At 31.1% G+C, this 25,116-nt stretch carries 21 protein-coding genes; 14 read left to right on the forward strand and 7 right to left on the reverse strand.

What is annotated here, in order from left to right; all coding sequences use genetic code 11:
• The first annotated feature begins 2 nt into the window (after positions 1–2).
• The 6 genes from Q0662_RS09235 to sufD all read left to right on the forward strand — a co-directional run bounded on the left by Q0662_RS09235 (position 3) and on the right by sufD (position 6,158).
• The gene (locus tag Q0662_RS09235) at positions 3–758 is read left to right on the forward strand and encodes an MbnP family protein (protein ID WP_298949051.1); all 756 of its coding nucleotides are present in this window, start codon (positions 3–5) and stop codon (positions 756–758) included.
• Between the two features lie 202 nt (positions 759–960).
• A complete protein-coding gene (locus Q0662_RS09240) occupies positions 961–1,977 on the forward strand; it encodes a cytochrome c peroxidase (protein ID WP_298949053.1) in 1,017 nt (338 codons plus the stop codon).
• Between the two features lie 106 nt (positions 1,978–2,083).
• Positions 2,084–2,413: an iron-sulfur cluster assembly accessory protein gene (locus tag Q0662_RS09245; RefSeq protein ID WP_298949055.1), complete on the forward strand. Its 330-nt coding sequence runs from the start codon at positions 2,084–2,086 to the stop codon at positions 2,411–2,413.
• A gap of 53 nt (positions 2,414–2,466) precedes the next feature.
• The gene (gene sufB / locus Q0662_RS09250) at positions 2,467–3,915 is read left to right on the forward strand and encodes a Fe-S cluster assembly protein SufB (protein ID WP_298949057.1); all 1,449 of its coding nucleotides are present in this window, start codon (positions 2,467–2,469) and stop codon (positions 3,913–3,915) included.
• Positions 3,916–4,023: 108 nt separating this feature from the next.
• Positions 4,024–4,770 (forward strand): Fe-S cluster assembly ATPase SufC, encoded by a 747-nt coding sequence (gene sufC / locus Q0662_RS09255; RefSeq protein WP_298949059.1) that lies wholly within the window; start codon positions 4,024–4,026, stop codon positions 4,768–4,770.
• Between the two features lie 74 nt (positions 4,771–4,844).
• Positions 4,845–6,158, forward strand: a complete 1,314-nt coding sequence (gene sufD, locus Q0662_RS09260; protein WP_298949061.1) for a Fe-S cluster assembly protein SufD — start codon at positions 4,845–4,847, stop codon at positions 6,156–6,158.
• A 77-nt stretch (positions 6,159–6,235) separates the two neighbouring features.
• Here the strand turns inward: sufD and Q0662_RS09265 are convergent, their stop codons facing one another.
• Positions 6,236–7,552, reverse strand: a complete 1,317-nt coding sequence (locus tag Q0662_RS09265) for a serine hydrolase (RefSeq protein ID WP_298949063.1) — start codon at positions 7,550–7,552, stop codon at positions 6,236–6,238.
• A 100-nt stretch (positions 7,553–7,652) separates the two neighbouring features.
• Here Q0662_RS09265 and Q0662_RS09270 point away from each other — a divergent pair, with 100 nt between their 5' ends.
• Positions 7,653–8,867: an aminotransferase class V-fold PLP-dependent enzyme gene (locus tag Q0662_RS09270; RefSeq protein WP_298949065.1), complete on the forward strand. Its 1,215-nt coding sequence runs from the start codon at positions 7,653–7,655 to the stop codon at positions 8,865–8,867.
• A 66-nt stretch (positions 8,868–8,933) separates the two neighbouring features.
• Here Q0662_RS09270 and Q0662_RS09275 read toward each other — a convergent pair whose 3' ends face one another.
• Together Q0662_RS09275 and Q0662_RS09280 are read right to left on the reverse strand one after the other, a co-directional pair.
• On the reverse strand, positions 8,934–10,448 hold the full coding sequence (locus tag Q0662_RS09275) for a G-D-S-L family lipolytic protein (protein ID WP_298949067.1): 1,515 nt from the start codon (positions 10,446–10,448) through the stop codon (positions 8,934–8,936).
• A gap of 12 nt (positions 10,449–10,460) precedes the next feature.
• Positions 10,461–13,115, reverse strand: coding sequence for a TonB-dependent receptor (locus tag Q0662_RS09280; RefSeq protein ID WP_298949069.1), 2,655 nt, complete (start codon positions 13,113–13,115; stop codon positions 10,461–10,463).
• A gap of 193 nt (positions 13,116–13,308) precedes the next feature.
• Between Q0662_RS09280 and Q0662_RS09285 the strand changes: the two genes are divergently transcribed.
• Positions 13,309–14,241, forward strand: coding sequence for a bifunctional riboflavin kinase/FAD synthetase (locus tag Q0662_RS09285; protein WP_298949071.1), 933 nt, complete (start codon positions 13,309–13,311; stop codon positions 14,239–14,241).
• A 66-nt stretch (positions 14,242–14,307) separates the two neighbouring features.
• The gene (gene serS, locus Q0662_RS09290; protein WP_298949073.1) at positions 14,308–15,582 is read left to right on the forward strand and encodes a serine--tRNA ligase; all 1,275 of its coding nucleotides are present in this window, start codon (positions 14,308–14,310) and stop codon (positions 15,580–15,582) included.
• Positions 15,583–15,634: 52 nt separating this feature from the next.
• Here serS and Q0662_RS09295 read toward each other — a convergent pair whose 3' ends face one another.
• Positions 15,635–15,781 carry a hypothetical protein gene (locus Q0662_RS09295; protein ID WP_298949075.1) on the reverse strand — a complete coding sequence of 49 codons (147 nt, stop codon included), beginning with the start codon at positions 15,779–15,781 and terminating at the stop codon, positions 15,635–15,637.
• Between the two features lie 122 nt (positions 15,782–15,903).
• On the opposite strand from Q0662_RS09295, the gene Q0662_RS09300 reads away from it, so the two are divergent.
• The 4 genes from Q0662_RS09300 (at position 15,904) to mgtE (ending at position 20,266) form a co-directional block, all read left to right on the forward strand.
• A complete protein-coding gene (locus Q0662_RS09300; protein WP_298949077.1) occupies positions 15,904–17,712 on the forward strand; it encodes a tetratricopeptide repeat protein in 1,809 nt (602 codons plus the stop codon).
• A gap of 75 nt (positions 17,713–17,787) precedes the next feature.
• Positions 17,788–18,117, forward strand: a complete 330-nt coding sequence (locus tag Q0662_RS09305; RefSeq protein WP_298949078.1) for a DUF4286 family protein — start codon at positions 17,788–17,790, stop codon at positions 18,115–18,117.
• A gap of 6 nt (positions 18,118–18,123) precedes the next feature.
• A complete protein-coding gene (rsmA, locus tag Q0662_RS09310; RefSeq protein WP_298949080.1) occupies positions 18,124–18,927 on the forward strand; it encodes a 16S rRNA (adenine(1518)-N(6)/adenine(1519)-N(6))-dimethyltransferase RsmA in 804 nt (267 codons plus the stop codon).
• The gene (gene mgtE / locus Q0662_RS09315; protein ID WP_298949081.1) at positions 18,917–20,266 is read left to right on the forward strand and encodes a magnesium transporter; all 1,350 of its coding nucleotides are present in this window, start codon (positions 18,917–18,919) and stop codon (positions 20,264–20,266) included. Before rsmA ends, mgtE begins: the two co-directional genes overlap by 11 nt.
• Before the next feature lie 10 nt (positions 20,267–20,276).
• Here the strand turns inward: mgtE and Q0662_RS09320 are convergent, their stop codons facing one another.
• Positions 20,277–20,807, reverse strand: a complete 531-nt coding sequence (locus Q0662_RS09320) for an RNA methyltransferase (RefSeq protein ID WP_298949083.1) — start codon at positions 20,805–20,807, stop codon at positions 20,277–20,279.
• 118 nt (positions 20,808–20,925) lie between these two features.
• Here Q0662_RS09320 and mutS point away from each other — a divergent pair, with 118 nt between their 5' ends.
• Positions 20,926–23,556: a DNA mismatch repair protein MutS gene (mutS, locus tag Q0662_RS09325; protein WP_298949085.1), complete on the forward strand. Its 2,631-nt coding sequence runs from the start codon at positions 20,926–20,928 to the stop codon at positions 23,554–23,556.
• A 127-nt stretch (positions 23,557–23,683) separates the two neighbouring features.
• On the opposite strand, the gene Q0662_RS09330 is transcribed toward mutS, so the two are convergent.
• Together Q0662_RS09330 and Q0662_RS09335 are read right to left on the reverse strand one after the other, a co-directional pair.
• Positions 23,684–24,367 carry a hypothetical protein gene (locus tag Q0662_RS09330; protein WP_298949087.1) on the reverse strand — a complete coding sequence of 228 codons (684 nt, stop codon included), beginning with the start codon at positions 24,365–24,367 and terminating at the stop codon, positions 23,684–23,686.
• An 80-nt stretch (positions 24,368–24,447) separates the two neighbouring features.
• Positions 24,448–24,987 carry a hypothetical protein gene (locus Q0662_RS09335; RefSeq protein WP_298949089.1) on the reverse strand — a complete coding sequence of 180 codons (540 nt, stop codon included), beginning with the start codon at positions 24,985–24,987 and terminating at the stop codon, positions 24,448–24,450.
• Positions 24,988–25,116: the final 129 nt, after the last annotated feature.

The following is a 25,116-nucleotide window of genomic DNA, read 5'->3' on the forward strand; positions in this document are numbered from 1 at the left end:
AAATGAAAAAAATTATAGGTTTCATATTCATTATTGTAATCACTTTTAGTGGTTGTAAAGCAGAATTAAATTGCTGTGAAAATATAAAAACCGTTAATGTTACCCTAAATTTTACGCATAATTGGGACGGTGTTCCTGTAACATCATCAGATTTTAAAATATTTAAATTCATTAATAAAAATGGAGAATCAATAAGTATTGAGCGCCTAAGATATGTGGTTTCTAATATTAATATTGGTGATTTAAATAATAATTATCAATTAATAAATGTTGGTGATAACACTGGGTTAGAAATCGAATTTAATCAAGTTCCTTCAGGAAATCAACAATTAAAATTTACTTTCGGTTTTTCTGATACAGACAATACAGATGGCATTTATCAAGATTTAAATTCGGTAAACTTTAATGTTCCAGAAATGTTAGGTGGTGGCTATCATTACATGCAATTTGATGGGAAGTATTTAGACACAAACAATCAGGAATCTGGTTTTAACTATCACGCAATTAGAGCTGTAGATAGAACAGACCCCAATAATTTAAAATTCGAAGACACTTCTTTTGAGGTAGATTTAGGGGCTATCGACTTAAAAGAAAATACAACCATAGAAATTAACGTAAACCTAGCAGAGTGGTTTAAAAACCCCAATACATGGAATTTAAACCAACTAAATACGGTTTTAATGCCCAATTTTGAAGCCCAGAAATTAATGAGTGCCAATGGAAAATCGGTTTTTTCTTTAGGAAAAGTAGGTTCGTAAAAAACATCTCGGTACAAAATTATTGAAAAAAGAATTTCACTCGATGTAGCATCATAATTATATATTGTCAAACATTATTTTATAAATATTATAATCATGGGCTGTTAGTTCGAGTGAATTTTCGAAGTATGAAAAAATTTGTATCGAGAACTATTAAATTATGAGAAAAAAATATCTGTTTTTATGTACACTTCTCCTTCTGATGAATTGCGCATCAAAAGAAGATGAAATGTATTCGCCTGTTCCATACAAGTTAGAAATACCAACTCTTTTTGCAAATAAATTAATTGCACCAATAATACCTGTAGACAATCCATTAACAAAAGAAGGTGTTGCTTTGGGTAAAAAGTTGTTTTTCGATAAAATACTCTCTGGTAATGATGCCCAGTCTTGCGCAAGTTGTCATCAACCACAAAACGCATTTTCAGATAATCAGCAGTTTAGTTTAGGTATTGATAAAAAATTAGGAACCAGAAATGCCATGCCTTTATTTAATTTAGCCTGGAATTTCGACGAACTTTTTAATTGGGATGGAAAAGAATTCAGCCTAGAAAATCAAGCTTTTGAGCCTGTTACAAATCCTATAGAAATGCACGAAAACTGGATAAATGTTGTTCAAAAATTAGAAAATCATCCAGAATATCCAGCGTTATTTTTACAAGCTTTTGGTAGCTCAAACATAGATTCAACTCTAGTAACCAAAGCTATTGCACAATTTGAAAGAACGTTAATTTCTGGCAATAGTAAGTTTGATAAATACTTATTAGGAGAAGCAACGTTAACTACTGAAGAAGAAAATGGTTTCAATATTTTTATGGACGAAGCTAAGGGAGATTGTTTTCATTGCCATGGAAGCAACAACAATCCCCTTTGGACAGATAACAAATTTCATAACAATGGTTTAGATACCAATTTTACAGATCTAGGTTTGGGTGCAGTTACTGGAGACCCAAATGACAATGGTAAATTCAAATCGCCATCTATTAGAAATTTAGCTTACACAGCCCCATATATGCATGATGGTAGATTTGCTACTTTAGAAGAGGTAATCAATCACTACTCAGAAGGTTTGCAAAGATCGTCAACTATAGATCCTTTAATGAAAAAAGTAAATCAAGGTGGTGTAGGGTTATCTCCCAAAGAAAAAGCAGATTTAAAAGCTTTTTTACTTACACTTTCTGACCCTTCTTTTCTCAACAATCCTAGTTTTAAAGAATAATCAATAAAACCAATAACAACATCGTTTTTGATAATGAAAGTTCTGTGCTTTTCTACGACTTATATTGTATATTTGCACTCAATTTAGATTTAATCTATTTAAAATTATGATAAAAGTTTCAGACACAGCAAAGAAAAAAGTCATAGAACTTATGGAAGATGATGGCTTTGACGCAACTAAAGACTATGTTAGAGTTGGCGTAAAAAGTGGTGGTTGTTCAGGTTTATCTTACGATCTAACTTTTGATAACAAAAAAGGTGAAGACGATAAAATTTTTGAAGAAAACAACGTAAGGCTTATTGTAGATAAAAAAAGCTTTTTATATTTAGTAGGCACCACTTTAGAATATTCTGGAGGTTTAAACGGAAAGGGTTTTGTATTTAACAACCCAAATGCCAATAGAACCTGTGGTTGTGGGGAATCTTTTAGTTTGTAAAAGCCCTTCCTAACCTTCCCAAAAGGAAGGAATTTAAAAATTGAAATAGAATTATGAGTAAGTACACAGAAGAACAACTAGAAGAAGAATTAAAAACACAAGAATATAAATACGGTTTTTATACAGATATAGAAAGCGATACATTTCCTATTGGTTTAAATGAAGATGTTGTGAGAGCAATTTCTAAAAAGAAAAACGAACCAGAATGGATGACTGAATGGCGTTTGGAAGCTTTTAGAGTTTGGGAACAAATGGAAGAACCAGAATGGGCAAATGTACATTATGAAAAACCAAAATTTCAAGATATTGCCTATTACTCTGCACCCAAAAAGAAACCTAAATTAAACTCTTTAGATGAGGTAGATCCAGAATTGTTAGATACTTTTAAGCGTTTAGGAATTTCTGTAGATGAGCAAAAAAAATTAGCCAATGTTGCTGTAGATATTGTTATGGATTCAGTTTCTGTAGCCACTACGTTTAAAAAAACATTGGGGGAAAAAGGGATTATTTTTATGCCAATTTCTGAAGCTATACAAGAACATCCAGAATTGGTGAAAAAATATTTAGGTACAATTGTACCAACTACAGACAATTTTTATGCAGCATTAAACTCGGCTGTTTTTTCTGATGGCTCTTTCTGTTACATTCCAAAAGGCGTTAAATGTCCTATGGAATTATCTACTTATTTTAGAATAAACGAAGGTGGAACAGGACAATTTGAAAGAACTTTAGTGGTAGCAGATAAAGGAAGTTATGTTTCTTATTTAGAAGGTTGTACAGCTCCAATGCGTGATGAAAATCAATTACATGCTGCAGTTGTAGAATTAATAGCTTTAGACGATGCAGAAATAAAATATTCTACAGTACAAAACTGGTATCCAGGAAACAAAGAAGGTAAAGGTGGTGTGTACAATTTTGTAACTAAAAGAGGTTTGTGCGAAAACAATGCAAAAATTTCTTGGACACAAGTAGAAACAGGTTCTGCTGTTACTTGGAAATATCCTTCTTGTATTTTAAAAGGAAACAATTCTGTAGGCGAGTTTTACTCAATTGCAGTAACCAACAACCATCAACAAGCAGATACTGGTACCAAAATGATTCATTTGGGTAAAAACACCAGGTCTACCATTATTTCTAAAGGTATTTCTGCAGGACAATCTCAAAACAGTTATAGAGGTTTGGTTCAAATAAATTCTAGAGCAGAAAATGCACGTAATTTTTCACAATGTGATTCTTTATTGATGGGAAATGCCTGTGGGGCACACACATTTCCATACATAGAAGCAAAAAATAAATCTGCACAAATAGAACACGAAGCAACCACCAGTAAAATTGGTGAAGACCAATTATTTTACTGTAACCAACGTGGAATTGATACAGAAAAAGCAATTGCTTTAATTGTAAACGGTTTTAGTAAAGAAGTGTTAAACAAATTACCAATGGAGTTTGCTGTAGAAGCACAAAAATTATTAGAAATCAGTTTAGAAGGTTCTGTAGGATAAAAATTAAAAAATTATCCGTTTAATTGTTTAACCGTTAAATCGTTTAAATAGTTAAAATTAAAAATCCCATTACACAAATAAACATTTACACGATTACACATAAATACCATGTTAAAAATAGAAAATTTAAAAGCAGAAATAGACGGAAAAGCAATCTTAAAAGGATTGAATATAGAAGTAAAAGCTGGTGAAGTACATGCAATTATGGGACCAAATGGTGCTGGAAAAAGTACATTGGCTAACGTTATTGCTGGTAAAGAAGAATATGAAGTTACAGAAGGTTCTATAGAACTAAATGACGAAGATATTAGCGAGCTTGCTCCAGAAGAAAGAGCACATAATGGTGTGTTTTTATCGTTTCAATACCCAGTAGAAATTCCTGGTGTTTCTGTAACTAACTTTATAAAAACGGCTATTAACGAAACTAGAAAAGCAAAAGGATTAGAAGACATGCCTGCAAAAGACATGTTAAAAATGATTCGTGAAAAATCTGAATTATTAGAAATAGATCGTAAATTTTTAGGTCGTTCTTTAAACGAAGGATTTTCTGGTGGAGAGAAAAAACGTAACGAAATCTTTCAAATGGCCATGTTAGAACCAAAATTAGCCATTTTAGATGAAACAGATTCTGGTTTAGATATTGATGCTTTACGTATTGTTGCCAACGGTGTTAACAAACTAAAATCTAAAGATAATGCCGTAATTGTAATTACACATTACCAGCGTTTGTTAGATTATATTGTACCCGATTTTGTACATGTTTTACACGATGGAAAAATAGTAAAAACAGGAGACGCTTCTTTAGCTTTAGAATTAGAAGCAAAAGGGTATGATTGGATTAAAGAATTAGCGTAACTAATTCTTATTTAAAATTTAATATTTAAGGTTGTAAAACTTTGAATAAAAAAATTTAAACTTTGAACAATAATATGGAATTACAAGATAAATTACTATCATCTTACGTAGCATTTGAAAACCATGTAGATGTAAATTCTGATGTACACGAAATACGCTCTGAGGCACTACAAAATTTCGAAAAAGTAGGTTTTCCTTCAAGAAAACTAGAAGCTTGGAAATACACTTCTTTAAATTCTGTTTTAAAGCAAGATTACAGTTTATTTCCTAGTAAAGTAGAAGCTATAGAATTAGCAGATGTAAAAAAATACTTTATCCACGAAATAGATGCGTATAAAATTGTTTTTATCAATGGTAAATACAGTTCTTTTTTATCGCAAACTACACACGAGCATTACGATGTTTGTTTGATGTCTTCTGCATTAACAAACCCAAAATACAAAGCAGTAATAGATAAGTATTTTAATAAAATTGCAAAACAAGATAATTTAACATCTTTAAATACAGCTTTTGCTACAGAAGGTGCTTATATTAATATTCCTAAAAATACAGAGGTTAAAAAACCAATACAAATTTTAAATTTTACAACAGGTTCTCAAGAAGCTACTATGCTACAACCTAGAAATTTAATTGTGGTTGGAGAAAATGCTCAAGTACAAATTATAGAACGTCATCAAAGTTTAACAGCAAACCCTGTTTTATCTAACGTAGTTACAGAAGTTTTTGCAGACAAAGCTGCTAATGTAGATTATTATAAAATCCAGAATGATGAAACTACTGCTTCTTTAGTAGATAATACTTACATAGAACAACAATCTAACAGTGTCGTTTCTGTACATACATTTTCTTTTGGAGGAAACATTACCAGAAACAATTTAAATTTTTATCAAAAAGGAGAACATATAGATTCTATTTTAAAAGGAATTACCATTATTGAAGGAAAACAACATGTAGATCATCATACTTTGGTACATCACATAGAACCAAATTGTGAGAGTCATCAAGATTATAAAGGTATTTTTAACGAGCGCTCTACAGGCGTTTTTAACGGAAAAGTAATTGTAGAAAAAGAAGCACAAAAAACCAATGCTTATCAGCAAAACAACAACGTTTTAATAAGCGATAAAGCAACGATTAATGCAAAACCTCAACTAGAAATTTTTGCAGACGATGTAAAATGTTCTCATGGTTGTACCATTGGCCAATTAGATGAAGATGCTTTATTTTACATGCAACAACGTGGTATTCCTAAAAAGGAAGGTAAAGCATTATTAATGTACGCCTTTGCAAATACGGTTTTAGAAAGTGTTAAAATACCTGAAGTAAAACAACGTATTACAAAACTAATTGCTAAAAAATTAGGTGTTAATTTAGGGTTCGATCTATAACTGATAAAGGTAACTTTTATTCTAAAAAGTTAAGATTGATAAAAAATAGAAGCAAAGGGAGTATTCGCTCCCTTTGTTTATTGAATACTCTCAATAACCCCTTTCAAAAATACGTTTTCTTCAAACCAAGAAAGTCCAAAACGTACAATAACTAATTCTTGATCTGGTAAAACATATACTCTTTGTCCTTGATAACCGTCTGCAAAATACATGCTTGCAGGAACGTCTTTAAATTGTTTTTCTGCATTTAACCAAAATTGTGCACCATACGTTCCGTTTGAAGTGGGTGTGGGTGTAGTTGCATAGGCTACCCAATCTTTGGTAAACAATTGGTCTCCATTCCAATTTCCGTTGTGTAAATACAACAAACCAAATTTTGCCCAATCTCTAGCAGTTGCCCAAGAATAGGAAGAACCTACGTAATTGCCAGTTAAATCTGCTTCAATAACCATAGAATTCATACCAATTCTATCAATTAAATTCGTGTACCAAAAATCTAAGTATTCTTGATGCGTATCAAACTGTTTTCTTAAAATTCCTGATAGTAAATTAGAAGTACCAGAAGAATAGTTAAAACTTTCATTAGGCTTACCCACCAAAGGTTTGTTTTCTTGCATTTTAGTCATATCGCGTTCTAAAAACAACATTTTTGTGGCGTCAGAAATTTCATCATAATTTTCGTCCCATTCCAAACCAGAATTCATTTGTAATAAATTGTGGATCGTAATGTTTTTACGAGCGTCATTTTGCCAAGAATTTATTGGAGCTTTGTTTTGCACATTAATTTTATTTTGATGCTGTAAAACCCCAAAAACAGTACTTAAAATACTTTTTGACATAGACCAACCTAATAATTTTGAATCCTTATTAAATCCTTCTGCATATTTTTCTGCAATTATTTGATCTTTATAAATTACCAAAACAGCTCTTGTTTTCCTTTTTCCGAAAATAGAAGCTACAGTTTTGTTTAATTGATGATAATCTACATTGCTAAAAACACTATCTTTTTGTGATGCATTCCCATAAGGAAATGGTGTTACATTATCTGGTTTTAGTCTTTTTGGTACTAAATAAGAAGCTGTTTCATCGCTTTTATCTAGTGTTAATACAGATCCTAACCCTTCTCTAACAATGGCTTTTCTAGTTAACAAACCAAAGACAGAAGAAGTAGCCGTCTTTTGTTTTTTATCAATTTTATCTAAAGCTAATTTTACAGGCGAAAAATTATTGTCTGTACTATCTGTAAATGCTAAAGTTCTATTTGCAACAAAGACAGAAGAAGCTGTGTTTTTTGCAGAATACCCTGCTAAAATGTTCAATTTTGGATAGTTATAAATACCTATAATTAATAAAATTAAGGCAATTAGAAGTAGAATTCGTTTAAATATTTTCATCAAAAGAAAGTTTTAGTAATGTAAAAATAAGAAAATCATATGGTCTTTATTCTAAGTTTAAAAAATCAACCTTTATCTTTGTATTTTAAAATGATTTTGTATGATGAATGTTGAAAAAATTAGAGCAGATTTTCCAATTCTAAAGAGAACCGTAAATGGGAAACCTTTAGTCTATTTTGATAATGCTGCAACGTCGCAAACACCACAAATTGTTATAGATACAATTGTAGATTATTATAGCAATTACAACGCAAATATCCATAGAGGTGTGCACACTTTAAGTCAAGAAGCAACAGATAAGTACGAAGAAGCTCGTATTAAAATTCAACATCATTTTAATGCAAAAAATGCCTACGAAATTATTCTAACTTCGGGTACTACACATTCTATAAATATGGTAGCCTCTGGATTTGCATCACTTTTAAAAAAGAATGATGAAATTATAGTTTCTGCTTTAGAGCATCATTCAAATATTGTGCCTTGGCAAATGTTATGCGAAAAAACGGGCGCCATTTTAAAGGTAATACCGATGCTAGAAAATGGTTCTTTAGATATGAAAGTGTATCATAATTTGGTAAACAAAAAGACAAAATTAGTTTTTTGTAACCATGTTTCTAATGCCTTAGGAACCATAAACCCTATTGAAGAAATTATTGAAACTGCACACAAATTTAATGCGGCTGTTTTAATTGATGGAGCCCAAGCAACACCTCATATTAAGCCCGATGTACAAGCTTTAAATGTTGATTTTTATGTAGCTTCTGCACATAAATTATGTGGACCAACAGGTGTGGGTTTGTTGTATGGCAAACAAGAATGGTTAGAAAAATTGCCTCCTTATCAAGGTGGAGGAGAAATGATAGACACAGTAACTTTTGAGAAAACAACCTATGCTGGTTTGCCTCATAAATTTGAAGCGGGTACCCCAAATATTTGTGGTGGTATTGCTTTTGGAGCTGCTATAGATTATATGAACTCTATTGGTTTTGATAGTATTGCTGCTTATGAAGAAGCGCTTTTAAAATACGGAACTGAAGAACTTTTAAAAATAGAAGGTGTAAAAATATTTGGCACAACCGCAAAAAAAACAGCTGTAATATCTTTTAACGTAGGTACTATTCATCCCTATGATATTGGAACTATATTAGATAAGTTAGGAATTGCAGTTAGAACCGGGCATCATTGTGCACAACCTATTATGGATTTTTACAAAATACCAGGAACCATTAGGGCCTCATTTTCTTTTTACAATACAAAAGAAGAAATAGATATATTTATTACTGCTTTAAAAAGAGCCGTAAATATGTTTTCTTAAAGAACAATAATAAAAAAAGGTTGAGCAAATGCTCAACCTTTTTTATTTTTATCAATTTAAAACTTTCTATCTTAACGTAGGAGAGAAATTTGTAGGATAATCATCTGCTTTAGCCAAACCATTTGTAGCTGTTGTAAAGTTAGAGCCAAATTTAGCATCCATAGCTTCTAAAATTTTGTTTGCCATTAATGCATACCCTCTACCTGTTAAATGTATACCATCTAAACTTACCAAACCACCAGTTACTAAACTAGTTGTCATGGTATAATTATCAAACCTAATACCACCAGAAGCTTCTATTAAAATAGCATTTAAATCTACTAAAGCAATATTATTATTAGAGTTTGCAATGGCTTTAATGGTTGTGTTATATGCTTCTGTAGCTGTTATAACAGCTGCTAATTCTGTAGCTGTTAATACCCATTTATCTGCTAAAGGAACACCAACACCATTTACACTTGCAGGGTTACTAGGGTCAGCCAAAGTACCTATAAAAGCAGAACTTGGTAATACTAATAAATCTTCTGCAGTTGCTTGTCTATATTTTGGTATTGCTGCAAAAGCAGGATTTATAGCTCCTAAATCTGTTAAATCTTCGTCTATAATTACTACTGCATTTTGACCTGCCGAAAAAGAAATCGTTCTTTTGTCTAATTCTTCTTGCGTAAATAAACCAGTTCCTGCTAAAGCTGCTAAAGCTTGTTGCATACCTCCATTGTATTGTGTGTAACCAGCATTTACAGCATTTGCTGTTGCAGCATCCATTGGTATTGGGTTATAAGGCACAGTTGTAAAATAAGGTAATAAAGTAATATTTGGTACTGTAGCAATTACACCTTTTGCACCACCAGAAGTCATAGCTGTTACCATGCCACTAAAAACTTGATCAAAAACTAAAGGGTTTGTAATATCATTCCCTCCATAATTTGCAGGACTAACTGTTGGATCTGCTTGGTATACACCAGAACCACCAGAAGTAGCAAAACCTAATACATCATTACCACCAACTTCAGATAAAGTAAAAAATGTAGGTTGTTGTGCTAAAGCATCGCCCACAACTGTTGCAGTTGCACTAGAAGCCATTCTACCAAAATATGGATTTAAAGTTGCATAACCAGCAAATGTTAAGTGAAAACTTTTAGCTCCAGGAATACCATAGTTGTTAAAAGACGTACCTGCTGCTCTTGCCCCTAAAGTTGTGGTTGGCAAAGCGTTTAATCTTGTAGGTCCAGCTCCATTAAAATACAACCTTGGTGGTTGTACTGCATTTCCACCAGCTACAAAACCACCAATATTATCAATCATTAATGGTTGATTAAATTCGCCACCATCTGCCATACTAAATTTAGATGCTAAGATGTTTGGGAAAGAATTTTCTTGAGCCGCTTTAAATAAAGCACCGTCTGTATAACCTGCGGTAAAAGAGGCGCCTACAGCTACGTATTTAGATAAGTTTAAGCCATTTGCGTCTAAGGCTACTGTTGGCATTACTGCTGCTTCAATTGGTTCAAAATCATTGTTTTCACAAGAAATGATTCCTAATGATAAGAGAAATAAACCAATATATTTATAGTTTTTCATAATAGTATATTTTTAATTATTAATTGTCCAAGAAATGTAATATTGAGAACCTATTGCTCCAATACCAGGAGCACTTAAATATTCTTGACCGGTTAAATTTGCTCCACCAATTTTAAAAATAGATTTTATGGATGGTACAGCATAATTAATCTGTGCATCTAGTACCAATCTTTCACCTATCATAGCATCTACAAATGTAGATTCCCATAAAAATTCATTTTGCCATCTTGCATTAAAATTAAATCCAAAATTTTCGAATAGGTTGGTATGACCAAACTGTAATTTAATTTTATGTTCTGGTGTGTTAAACCCTGCTTCAAAACTTGGGTCTGATGCTTGATCAAAATCAAACTTTGCATACGTATAATTTACACCTAAATCAAATCCTTTTAAAACCTTTGTATTTAAACCAATAGTAGCTCCATAAGAATTAATGTCAACACCTGTGTTTGTATATACTTGAGCTACTTTAAAAGCATTATCTGTACCACGCACAAACACATTTTTATTAGCAATAAAATCTTCATATTGATTGTAATAAATACTTAAATCTACGCTAACTCTATTAGCGTTTCCTGTATTAACTAAACCTCTATAACCTACTTCAAAAGCAGTTACTTTTTCTGGTTTCACTAGGTCTATGTCTGCTGCTACAGTTCCTCCACTTTCAATAGTAAAAGAATTTTGGTATGCGTCTCTAATACTTATAGATTGTGTTCCTCCATTTTCATCTAAATACTGAATACTTTTATCTAAATTGTCTGGAGCAGAACCAACCAATATCGCATTTCCTACATCTAAGCCAATGTATTGATCTTGTGTTGTTGGGTTTCTAAAACCTGTTTGAAAAGAAGCTCTAAAGTTTTGATTCTTATTTTCTCCAGCTGCATAAGCTAAAGAAACTCTTGGAGAGAAATTACCATCAAAGTTTTGTGCTTTGTCATAACGTACAGAAGCTGTAACTTTTAAACGGTCTTCTTCTAAAAAGTTTTTTTGTGCTTGTGTATACACACCATACTCATCATAGTTAATAGGACCATCAGCATCTGTAAATATATTTCCAAAAGAGTTTAAAGAGTATCTTCTGTAAGAACCACCCACCTGAATTTCTGCAAAATCTATAAGATCTCTAAAATTATAGTTTACATCAGAATGATATAGTTTGGTTTGATCTCTAAATTTTGCTCCTGTTAATAAGTTTGGATCTGAAGTTACTTTGTCTAAAGCTCTTTCGAATTCTGGAGTCCCAGGCTCTAAACGGTTTCTGTCTGCAAAACGTCTTGCTTCTTCATGAGAACCTGTAACTAAATAAGTACCTGCGTATTCTGTAAACCAATTTTGGTCTGAACTCCAGGCTCTATTAACATTTAATGCAGCAAATAATGTATTATAAGAATCTCCAGCATCTTCACTTGTAATATATCCTCTTACAAAAAAGTTTTTAGCTTTTACTTCTAATTTATGTTGTTGTAAGAAAAAGTTTTTAATACTATATTTTTGACCTCCTAAATATTGTGTAGTACCTGTACCTACTTTAGAGTTCCAAATTATTTCTAATCTATCATCACCAAAAGGACGATAATTAAGAGAGCCTCCAAACTTTACACTTTCTACACCATAATCCATTAAATCTCTTTCGTTATAACCTGTTCTGCTTACTCTACCAATTGCACCACCTAAATCAGTTGCTGCTACATCTCCATAAACATTTACACCATTAAAATCGTTAACTGAGTTTCTATCTCCAGGGGCTAAAACAGCCCCTCTTAAACCTCCTACAGTATTTCTGTAATCAGTTGCAAACCAATCTGTTCCATTCATAACAGAAAGTGTTGCTTTTGCAGCAAATTTTTCTGAAAAAGCATATGCCATTCTAATATTAAAGTCTGTAAACTCATTATTTCCTCCTGCATTCTGACTTGTAACTCCTCCTTTTAAAGAAACGCTAATTCCTTGGTCATCAAAAGGACTTCTACTTGTCATAAACATAATACCATTAAAAGCGTTTGCACCATATAATGCAGAGGCTGCTCCTGGTAATAATTCTACAGTATTTACGTCTAATTCAGACATCCCTAAAAGGTTACCAATTGCAAAATTTAAGGCAGGAGATGAATTATCCATACCATCTACCAATTGCATAAAACGTGTGTTGGCAAACGTAGCAAAACCACGTGTATTTACAGATTTAAATGTTAAACTGTTTGTATTAACATCTACCCCTTTTAAGTTTTCTAAACCGTCGTAAAAAGAAGGTGCAGAAGTGTTTTTAATAGCTCTGGCATCCATTCTTTCTATAGTGACTGGAGATTCCATAATACGTTCTGGAGTTCTCGATGCAGAAACAACAATCTCATCTAAAGAAGTTTCGTTTTCTGTTAATTTTACATCAATCTTTTGACTGCTAGTTGTAATCTCAACTTTTTCCATTTTGTAACCTAAAACAGAAACCTCTATAGTAAAAGGCGGGTTATCTGTTACTTTTAAAACAAAATTTCCATCAAAATCTGTAGTTGTTCCTACAGCTTTATTTTCAATTTTAATGTTTGCTCCTGGAAGTGTTTCTCCTGTTTTAGCATCTGTAACTGTACCTTTAACAGTGGTTTGCGCAACCATTGCAAAGCTACTAAAAGCTATAAATGCAAGTAGTAAAGTCTTTTTTATCATAATTTGAATTAATTTGTTAACTAGATTGCAAAATACAATTTTTTTTGAATTATTGATTATTACACAAGTTATTTTATGATTTTAATAAAAAAATAGCACTTATTTTTAAGTAATGAAGATGAATTATGATACCAAAACCTTAATTTATAAGTAATTTGTGTTGTACATTTGTAACTAGAAAAAGCGACTTTTTTTGAAAACAATAATTGATATTTCTAACTTTATAACCGAAGAAAAAACATTTGTTACTATTGGTACTTTTGATGGTGTACATTATGGGCATCAAAAGATTTTAGAAAAATTAATTTTAGAAGCTAAAAAGACTGGTAAAAAGTCGGTATTACTTACGTTTTTTCCTCATCCAAGAATGGTGTTGCAGAAAGGTGCTTCAATAGAATTGATAAACACCATTACCGAACGCGAAAAACTACTAAAAAAAACAGGGTTAGACTACTTAATTATTCATCCTTTTAGTAGAGAGTTTTCTAGAACTACTGCCCTAGAATTTGTTAGAGATATTTTGGTAAATAAATTTAATATTTCGAAATTAATTATTGGTTACGACCATCATTTTGGTAAAAATAGAGAAGGAAACATACAGCAATTAACAGAATATAGCTATTTATATGATTTTACAGTAGAAGAAATACCAGCTCAAGATGTAGATGATGTTTCTGTAAGCTCTACAAAAATTAGGCATGCTTTGCATGCTGGTAATTTAAAAACTGCAAACAGGTATTTAGGGTACAATTTTATGCTGAATGGTGTTGTGGTAAATGGTAAAAAACTAGGTGGTAAAATTGGTTACCCAACTGCGAATATTAGCATAGAAGAAGATTATAAACTCATCCCAAAAACGGGTGTATATGTTGTAAAAGCTACCATAAATAAAAATAGTGTTTTTGGAATGATGAATATAGGAAACAGACCTACTGTAAATGGTAATTATCAAACCATAGAAGTGCATTTTTTTGATTTTAATCAAGATTTATACGGAAAAAAACTAACCATAGAATTAATGTATTTTTTAAGAAACGAAGAAAAATTTGATTCTTTAGATGCATTAATTCATCAACTTAAAGAAGACGAAAAAATGGCAAAAAACTATATTTTAAATACCCCATAAATTTTAGTTGATTAAAGGTTTTTTTGTGGTACAAATTATATATTTGCATTCTCAAATTCTTACAAAATGTTACAAGTACAATTTATTAGAGAACATAAAGAAACTGTCTTAGCGGGTTTGGCAAAACGTAATTTTGCAAATGCAGAAAGCATTGTAGAACAAGTTTTAAGTACAGACGAAAATAGAAGAGCTACACAGGTTGCTTTAGACACTGTTTTGGCAGAATCTAATACCTTATCTAAACAAATTGGTGGTCTTTTTAAATCTGGAGAAGTACAAAAGGCGAACATTTTAAAAGAAAAAACAAGCAAATTAAAAGATGAATCTAAAGCCTTAACAGAAAAGTTAACAGGTTTATCTGAGGAACTACAACAGTTGTTGTACCAAATACCAAATGTGCCACATGCCTCTGTAAAAGCAGGGAGTTCAGAAGATGATAATGAAGAAATTTTTAAAGAAGGTATTATTCCAGATTTAGGCGAAAATGCTTTACCTCATTGGGAATTGGCAAAAAAATACGACATTATAGATTTCGAATTAGGTAATAAAATTACTGGGGCTGGTTTTCCTGTATATAAAGGAAAAGGAGCGAGATTGCAACGTGCTTTAATTAATTATTTTTTAGATAAAAATATAGAAGCTGGTTATAAAGAATATCAAGTACCTCATTTGGTAAATACAGATTCTGCAACAGCTACCGGACAATTGCCAGATAAAGATGGGCAAATGTACCATGCAACCCAAGACGATTTGTATTTAATTCCAACAGCAGAAGTGCCAATTACCAATATGTTTCGTGGTAATTTAGTACAAGAGACCGATTTTCCAATTACAGCAACTGGTTACACACCTTGTTTTAGAAGAGAAGCGGGTAGTTATGGGGCGCATGTTAGAGGTTTAAACAGGTTACATCAATTTGATAAAGTAGAAATTGTAAGAATAGAGCATCCAGAAAAATCATATCATGCTTTAAATGATATGATAGAACACATTAAAAATATTTTAAGAGAATTAAAATTACCATACAGAATTTTACGTTTGTGTGGTGGAGATACTGGTTTTACAGCTGCTTTAACATTTGATTTCGAATTATTTTCTACAGCACAAAATAGATGGTTGGAAATTAGTTCTGCTTCAAATTTTGAAACTTTTCAAGCAAATCGATTAAAATTACGCTTTAAAAATAAAGAAGGTAAAAGTGAATTGGCACACACTTTAAATGGCAGTTCTTTGGCTTTACCACGTGTGTTAGCAGGTATTCTAGAGAATTATCAAACTCAAGATGGTATTAAAATACCAGATGTATTAGTACCTTATTGTGGGTTTAAAACTATTAGTTAATAGTTTTTAGTAAATATTTTTTTAACAAAAACCAGAAACCATCGATCAAATACTAATTAGCAATTACCGCAACCATTAGCCTTTTGTATTTATTCATTTCTACTAAGGCATGTAAGTAAGCAGATATTTGTCCGTTTTTCATAAACTTTATAGAGTTTTGTTTTGCGATTTCGTATTGTTTAGAAAATGTATTCATCATATTAAAATTTGATTGGTTATTTATCCTAAAGACAATTTTTATGCCAAATTGTTACAAAAAGAAAGTAAAATAGCTTTGGTTTACTAAAAAAATAACATTTAGGTTGATTATATTTGAAGACAATGAAAAAAGTAATTTTTCTTCTTTTAGTTACAATTAGTACTATAAGCAACGCACAACGAAATGAAGCTCAGAATGATTATCTGCTTGCAGAAAATTATTATAGAGAAGGTGCCTACGAAAAAGCAACTCAGATTTACAAAAAATTATATGATTCTAGTCCTTTTAATACCAGCTATCTAGGTCGGTTGATAAATTGTTACCAAGAAACAGCGCAATTTTTAAAAGCAGAAACACTTTTAAAAAACAGAATAAAAGCAGACAATAGCCAAATATATTTGTACGTGTATTTTGGGTATAATTTCGAGAAACAAGGCAACAAAGAAAAAGCAACAGAAAACTATAATTTAGCTATAGAAGGATTAAAAAAAACACCTTCTTATGGGGGTTTAATTGGGCGCTTGTTTAAAGATTACAATCAGTTAGATAATGCAATTTTAGCTTACCAAAAAGCTATGGATGTCAATAAAAATAGAAACTATAGTTTTCAAATAGCACAGATTTACGGAGAAAAGGGCGAGTTTAAGCAAATGTTTGAGTCTTACATAGATTTGGTAGATAAAAACGAACAATATTTTAGCCTTATACAAAGATATACCAGCAAATACATTACAGACGATTCTGAAAATGAAAACAACATCCTTTTTAAAAAAACACTCTTAAAAAAATCATTAAGCAAGCCTAAAGATGTTTGGAATATTCTACTAAGTTGGTTGTTTACACAACAAAAAAATTACACAAAAGCATTACTGCAAGAAAAAGCTTTGTATCAAAGAAAACAAGAAAGTTTAACCTCTATTTTTACTTTAGGTAAAATTGCTTTTGAGAACCAAGCTTATGATGCTTCTAAAGAATGTTTTGCTTTTATTTTAGAAAAGTCAGCCACTAATAGCCAAATTATTAACGCCAATTTATACCTTGCTAAAATTGCAGTTGCAACAAAAGATCCAAAAACAAAAGCGTTTTTTAATAGCCTTTTCGAAACTTTTGGTAAAAACACCTTAACCATAAAATTACAAGTAGAATATGCTGATTTTTTAACTTTCTCTAAAAACCAAGCCAACCAAGCCAATGCTGTTTTAGAAGAAGCACTTTCTTATGCAAACTCTAAATTTGACAAAGCTAGAATTACATTAAAATTAGGTGATGTTTTAGTGTTTACAAATAAGTTTAATAAAGCATTAATTTATTTTTCGCAAATTCAAACACTACTAAAAAACCATCAACTTGGGCATGAAGCACGTTTTAAAGTAGCACAAACTAGTTATTTTAAAGGAGATTTTGATTGGGCAAAAGCACAATTAAAAGTACTTAAAAGTTCTACAACACAACTAATTGCCAACGATGCTGTAAACTTATTCTTAAAAATTTCCGACAACGAACCTGTAGACTCAATTCCTTCGGGTTTAAAACAATTGGCAAAAGCAGAATTGCTTGCTTTTCAAAATAAAGATAATGAAGCTTTGGCGGAATTAAACAACTTAATTTCTTCTAAAGATATTTTAATAAACGGACTCATACCAGGCGAAGTAATTTACGATGACGTGTATTTTTTTAGAGCAAAATTATTTATCAAACAAAAAAAATATGCGGCTGCCATTTCAGATTTAGAAAAAATTGTTGCTGCAGATAATCAAGGTTTTTTAACAGATGATGTCTATTTTATGATGGCAGAAATTTATAAGAATTATTTAAATGATATAGAAAAAGCCAAAAAATATTATCAAAAAATTATCTTTGAACAAACTTCTAGTATTTATTTGGTAGATGCCAGAAAAAACTTTAGAAAACTAAGAGGAGATACTATTTAGATGACAGTTGTAGTGATTAGTCTTTAGAAAGACACCTAAAAACTACCGTCTAAAAACCAAAGACTAATAACTATTATGTACATATACAACGTAACTATAAATATAGATGATGCCGCCCATAATGAGTGGTTAATTTGGATAGAATCTCATATCACAGAAGTGTTAAATACAGGCAAGTTTACCAAAGCAAAACTTACAGAAGTTTTAGTAAACGAAGAAATGGGAGGCAAAACATACTCCATTCAATACACAGCAAACACCAGAGAAGATTTAGAAGATTACTACAGAGAAGATGCAGATAATTTGCGTTTAGAAGGTTTAAAAAAATTTGCAGACAAAATGTTAGCTTTTAGAACCGAATTAAAAATTGTAAACGAGTTTTATCCAACAAACGAAAATAATTAGTCATTTATGTCTGTAAAAGCAAAAAAACATTTAGGCCAACATTTTTTAAAAGATGAAAGTATTGCAAAAGATATTGCAGATGCTTTAACAGAAAATGGTTATAATAATGTGTTAGAAATTGGGCCAGGTATGGGTGTTTTAACCAAATATTTATTGCAAAAAACACCAAAAGTTACAGTAATGGAGCTAGATAGAGAATCTGTAGTGTATTTAAAAGACGTTTTTCCTGTAGAACAATTAAATATAGATACCTCTGCAGAAAAATTTAAAATTATAGAGGGCGATTTTTTAAAGCAAAACTTACAAAGTATATTTATAAACCAACAAGTAGCAATTATTGGTAATTTTCCTTATAATATATCTTCTCAGATTGTATTTAAGGCCATAGAAAATAGAGCATTTGTTCCAGAGCTTTCAGGCATGTTCCAAAAAGAAGTAGCCAAAAGAATTGCAGAAAAAGAAGGCTCTAAAGTATATGGTATTTTGTCTGTATTAACCCAAGCTTTTTACGATGTAGAATATCTTTTTACAGTGCCACCTACTGTTTTTAATCCACCACCAAAAGTAGATTCTGGTGTCATTCGATGTATCAGAAAAGAAAATTACACACTTCCTGTAGACGAAAAATTATTTTTTAGAGTCGTAAAAACAGCCTTTAACCAACGTAGAAAAATGTTGCGTTCTAGTTTAAAATCTTTTCAACTTTCGGATTCTTTAAAAGAAGACCCTATATTTGCCAAACGTCCTGAACAATTATCGGTTTCAGCATTTATTTTACTCACGCAAAAAATAGCAGAAAATGGCATTTGAAATTACAGACGAATTTTTAGACGATCTAACAACGCTTATTGTCGAAAAAGATAATAAAGCCATAACAGCCCTATTTTCTGATGTACATTATGCAGATATTGCAGAGGTTTTAGATGAGCTAGATTTTGATGAGGCTGTTTATATAATAAAGCTTTTAGATAGCGAAAAAACATCTGAAATTCTTACTGAATTAGATGAAGACATTCGTGAAAAAATCTTAGAAAATCTATCTGCTCAAGAAATTGCAGACGAAGTTGAAGAAATGGATTCTGATGATGCTGCTGATATTATTGGAGAACTTTCTGAGGAACGACAACAACGGGTAATTAATGCGTTAAGTGATGATGATTTAGCTGCAGATATAAAAGAATTACTGTCTTACGAAGACAATACAGCTGGTGCATTAATGGCAAAAGAGCTGGTAAAAGTTTACGAAACTTGGACGGTTGCTGGTTGCATGCGTAGAATTAGAGGACAAGCCAAAGAAGTTACAAGAGTACACTCTATTTATGTTGTAGATAAAAAAGAAAAATTAGTTGGTAGACTATCTTTAAAAGACTTAATTATTGCCAAATCTGATCAAAAAATAGCAGAAATTTCGAAAAATACAGTAGATGCTGTAAATGTTTCTTTAGATGATGAAGAAGTAGCTAAAATTATGGCAAAATACGATTTAGAAGCCATACCAGTTGTAGATGATAACAACGTTTTATTAGGTAGAATTACTATTGATGATATTGTAGACGTTTTAAAAGAAGAAGCAGACAAAGATTACCAAATGGCAGCTGGTTTAACGCAAGATGTAGATTCAGACGATAGTATTTTTCAATTGACAAAAGCACGTTTGCCTTGGCTATTTTTAGGTTTAATTGGTGGTGTAGGTGCTTTTATTATTATGGAAGGTTTTCAAGGAGTATTTACAAAATACGCTGCTTTGTTCTTTTTTACACCATTAATTGCAGCCATGGCTGGTAATGTAGGTGTACAATCATCAGCAATTATTGTACAAGGTTTGGCTAATGATGATGTAAAAGGAAGTATTAATAGCAGACTTTTAAAAGAAATGTTATTAGCGGCCTTGAACGGGTTTATTCTTTCGTTATTTTTATTTCTCTTTGTTTGGATCTATGAAGGCAAAACAGATTTAGCTTTGGCAATAGCTGTATCTCTGGTAGTTGTAATTATTGTAGCTGGTTTAATAGGTACTTTTGTACCCTTATTTTTAAATAAAAGAGGTATAGATCCAGCCATTGCAACAGGGCCTTTTATAACGACTTCTAATGATATTTTTGGAATCTTAATTTACTTTATGATTGCGAAAATGATTTTAGGTATTTAGGTTTTAGAAGCTATCGTTTGAGCTTGCAAAACAAATCCCAAATTACAACACCTGTAGTTACAGAAATGTTTAAAGAGTGTTTGGTACCCAACTGAGGTATTTCTATACAGTCATCAGAAGCATTTACCACGTCTTGTTGTACGCCTTTTACTTCATTACCCATTACAATAGCATATTTTTGATTTTTTTCTGGGAAAAATGTGTTTAGTTTGGTCGAATTTTCAGCCTGTTCTATAGCCAACACTTTCACTTTTTCTGCTTTCAACTTTTTAACCAATGCTAAAGTATCTTCAGCGTATTCCCAATTTACAGATTCTGTAGCACCCAAAGCTGTTTTATGAATATCTTTATTGGGTGGTGTTGCAGAAATGCCACATAAATAAATTTTTTCAATCAAAAAAGCATCGCTAGTTCTAAAAACAGAACCAATGTTGTTTAAACTTCTAATATTGTCTAAAATCACAATTAAAGGCATTTTTTCAACAGCCTTAAACTCATCAACCGAAATTCTACCTAACTCGTTATTTTTTAATTTTCTCATATTCTGTAGTTGGTGGTTGGTGTTTTTTAGTTGATGGTATGCTAACTATTAACCAAAAACTAAACACTAACAACTATATTTTATATCTTCGCAAAACTAATCCAAAAATTTCTAAAACTTGGCAAAATCCAAAGCAAAAAAGGTTACACCTTTAATGAAACAGTACAATGCCATTAAGGTAAAATACCCTGATGCTATGTTGCTTTTTCGTGTAGGAGATTTTTACGAAACTTTTGGAGAAGACGCCAAAAAAGCGGCCGAAATTTTAGGGATTATTTTAACAAAAAGAGGTGCTGGTTCCGATTCTGAAACAGCTTTGGCAGGTTTTCCTCATCACTCTTTAAACACCTATTTACCAAAGTTGGTCAAAGCAGGTATGCGTGTTGCAATTTGCGATCAGTTAGAAGATCCCAAAATGACCAAAACTATCGTAAAACGTGGTGTTACAGAATTGGTTACACCTGGTGTTTCTTTAAACGACGAGGTTTTACAGTCTAAAAAAAACAATTTTTTAGCAGCCATTCATTTCCATACTTCAATTCGCTCTGCAACAAATAAACAAATCGGAATTTCGTTTTTAGATGTTTCTACTGGCGAATTTTTAGTGGCTGAAGGAAATGCAGAGTATATTGATAAATTGGTTCAAAATTTTAATCCGAGTGAAATTTTAGTTGAAAAACAAAACAAACAACAATTTTTAGAGCTTTTCGAAAATAGATATTACGCTTTTTATTTAGACGATTGGGTTTTTCAAAAAGAATATGCCTACGAAACTTTACAAAATCATTTTGAAGTTAAAAACTTAAAAGGTTTTGGTATACAAGATTTAAAAAACGGCATCATTGCAGCAGGTGCTGTGTTGTATTATTTATCGGAAACGCAACACAATCAATTAAAACACATACAAACTGTTGGTAGAATTGCTGAAGACAATTATGTTTGGATGGACCGATTTACTGTTAGAAATTTAGAATTATATAATCCAAATTCTGTAAATGCAGTTACACTTTTAGATGTGATTGACAAAACCATATCACCCATGGGTGGAAGGTTGCTAAAACGTTGGTTGGCATTGCCTTTAAAAAATATAGACGAGATAAAAAACAGGCACGAATTGGTGAAGTTTTTTATAGATTCTGTCGATTTTTCGAAAACAGTTACCTATCAATTAAAACAAATATCAGACTTAGAAAGGTTGATTTCTAAAGTGGCAACAAGCAAAGCGTCACCTAGAGAAATTGTGTTGTTAAAAAGCTCTTTACAAGCCATATTACCTATAAAATCTGCTGCAGAAAAAAGCAAAAATAAAACGGTTAAAAAGCTGGGCACACAACTGCATTCTTGCGATGTTTTAATTGCTAAAATTTCTGAAACTTTGTTTGATGATGCTCCTGTAAACATCAATAAAGGAAATGCCATTGCAAATGGTGTGCATCAAGAATTAGACGATTTACGTGCTATTGCATCGTCTGGAAAAGAGTATTTAGATGAAATGTTGGCGCGCGAAACTGAACGAACAGGAATTAGTAGTTTAAAAATAGCTTTTAACAACGTTTTTGGGTACTATATAGAGGTTAGAAATACGCATAAAGACAAAGTACCCACAACGTGGATACGCAAACAAACCTTAGTAAATGCAGAACGTTATATTACTGAAGAACTCAAAGAATACGAAACCAAAATATTAGGTGCTGAAGAGAAAATACAGGTTTTAGAGCAAGAAATTTTTAGCAAATTATTGCAATACATCATTCAGTTTATACAAAAAATACAAGAAAATGCGCAAATTATTGCTAAAATAGATTGTTTGATCGGTTTTTCTGTATTAGCTGTAGATAACAATTATGTGCGTCCGCAAATGGATGAAAGTACCGATTTAGAAATTAAAAACGGACGTCATCCTGTAATTGAAAAACAATTGCCCATTGACCAAACCTATATTGCTAATGATGTTGTTTTAAACAGAAATCAACAACAAATAATTATGATTACTGGACCTAATATGTCTGGTAAATCTGCTATTCTAAGGCAAACTGCACTTATTGTTTTATTAGCACAAATGGGGAGTTATGTACCTGCGCAAAATGCAAAAATTGGTATTGTAGACAAAATTTTTACCAGAGTTGGCGCCAGTGATAATATTTCTATGGGCGAATCTACATTTATGGTAGAAATGAACGAAACTGCATCAATCTTAAATAATATTTCTGAGCGTAGTTTGGTGTTGTTAGATGAAATTGGGCGTGGAACCTCTACTTATGACGGAATTTCAATTGCTTGGGCAATTTCTGAGTTTCTACATGAACATCCATCTAAAGCAAAAACCTTGTTTGCCACACATTACCACGAATTAAATGAAATGACTACCACTTTTGAGCGTATTAAAAACTTTAATGTCTCTGTAAAAGAATTGGAAGACAACATTATTTTCTTACGCAAGCTGGTTTCTGGAGGCTCTAACCATAGTTTTGGAATTCATGTTGCTAAATTGGCTGGAATGCCAAATATGGTGATTCATAGGGCGAATAAAATACTAGCGCAGTTAGAAAAGAATAACAAAAATAGTGAGGTAAAAGATGTTTTAAAACAAGCCCAACATGAAGAAATGCAACTCAGCTTTTTTCAGTTAGATGACCCGCTTTTAGAAAATATTAGAGAAGAAATTTTAGCAACAAATATTGATACACTAACGCCAATTGAAGCGCTTATGAAACTGAATGAGATTAAGCGAATGTTGGTGAAGAAGTAACGTGTTTGTAAAAGGTTAGTTACGTGGTTTAGCAATAAAATAAATAATTACTGACAAAGAAAATCCACGAGGATTTTCGTAAGTAAGCAAAAAGCAAGCAATTAATTTTGTACGGTGTTATGGGCTTTTAATTATTTCTATCTGTATATAACCTTAATATTCGATGAATATTATTATTATTATTATTATCTATTTTTTTATAGGGGAGAACTTTTAAGAAACTTAAATTATGAGTAATTATTATATTATCATTATCATCATAACATTTTATTCTTAACTCTTTTGGTTCGTATATTTTTTTAAATTTAGTAAAAGTTAACTCTAACCTGCTATTTTCACAATCGATTTCTTTTTCACCTTTTTTATTCCTAGTCACAATTATTTTCTCAAAAGAATAATCCTTTTTATTTATTTTAAATAAATTAAATTGATGCTTTGATTCAGTTTCAATAAGGTAGTAATTATAACTCTCTCTAAAACTTAAAATATTACCATTACTCTTTTTTGCCCATTTTAAATTCGCATACATAACTTGATATAAATAGTTAAATTTAGCTTTATGATTACCTCGAGTTTCTATTATTTTTATTTTAGAACTAAACAGTTTTTTAAATGAGACTAAAAAATCTATATTATTATCGATACTATCTTTAAAATTTTTAAAAATAGATTTAACTTTATAATTAACACCTTTTTGGAAAGCATAATTATATCTTATATTATTCCTTGCATCTCTCAATATTGAGGAAGCTATTTTTTTTTTATAGCTATCTAAAAGAACTATTTCTTTTAGTTTGATTACATTATTCAAAGTATCTTTTTGTGAAAATACAATTATAGTATTACACAAAAAGATACCTAAAATAAAATATTTTATAAAATTATTATACACTATAATAATCTTATTGCAGCTATTGTCATTGCTACTTCTTTAGCTATTTTAGCAATGTCCTTTAAAACACAACCAGTTCTACAAATAGCTCTACCAAAACCTGTTCTTCTATCTTCTTTACATTGATCCCAACATGATGTTTTTGCTAATAATTTATTTTTAAATAATGCTTTAGTCATATTTTGATTTTCAATTAGAAAATTTGTTGATAAACCTGTTTTTTCAAAAAAATCATTTTCTATTTGAAGGTTTGTTATTCCTTCAACATCTATCAAACCACTAGCTCTAAATTTAACATCAAAGTTATTCCCGTTTTCTAAAACAATATTAAATGTGAAATCTTCTGTAAAAGATTCAGAATTAGTTGAAGTTTTACCCATTAAATCGTTATCTATTTTAGAATGAAAAAGAGCAGGTAATTTTACATCACTAAATTTTTTTGAAGTTTCTATTTCATCATTATTACAAGAGTTTAATAAAATAACAAATAGAGTAAGTAAAGTTAGTTTTACAGGTAGTTTAATTTTTAAATTTTTCATTTTAATTTGTATTTAATATTTCACGCATTCAATTTTTTAGGAGTATTGAATACTTGCAATTTTGCCTTCTTTTTCAAGAAACTCAGTTAACAGACAATTCAAAGTTTTAACTCTTTTATTTTTTTCTTC

Source organism: uncultured Polaribacter sp. (genome assembly GCF_947503855.1).
Classification (GTDB): domain Bacteria; phylum Bacteroidota; class Bacteroidia; order Flavobacteriales; family Flavobacteriaceae; genus Polaribacter.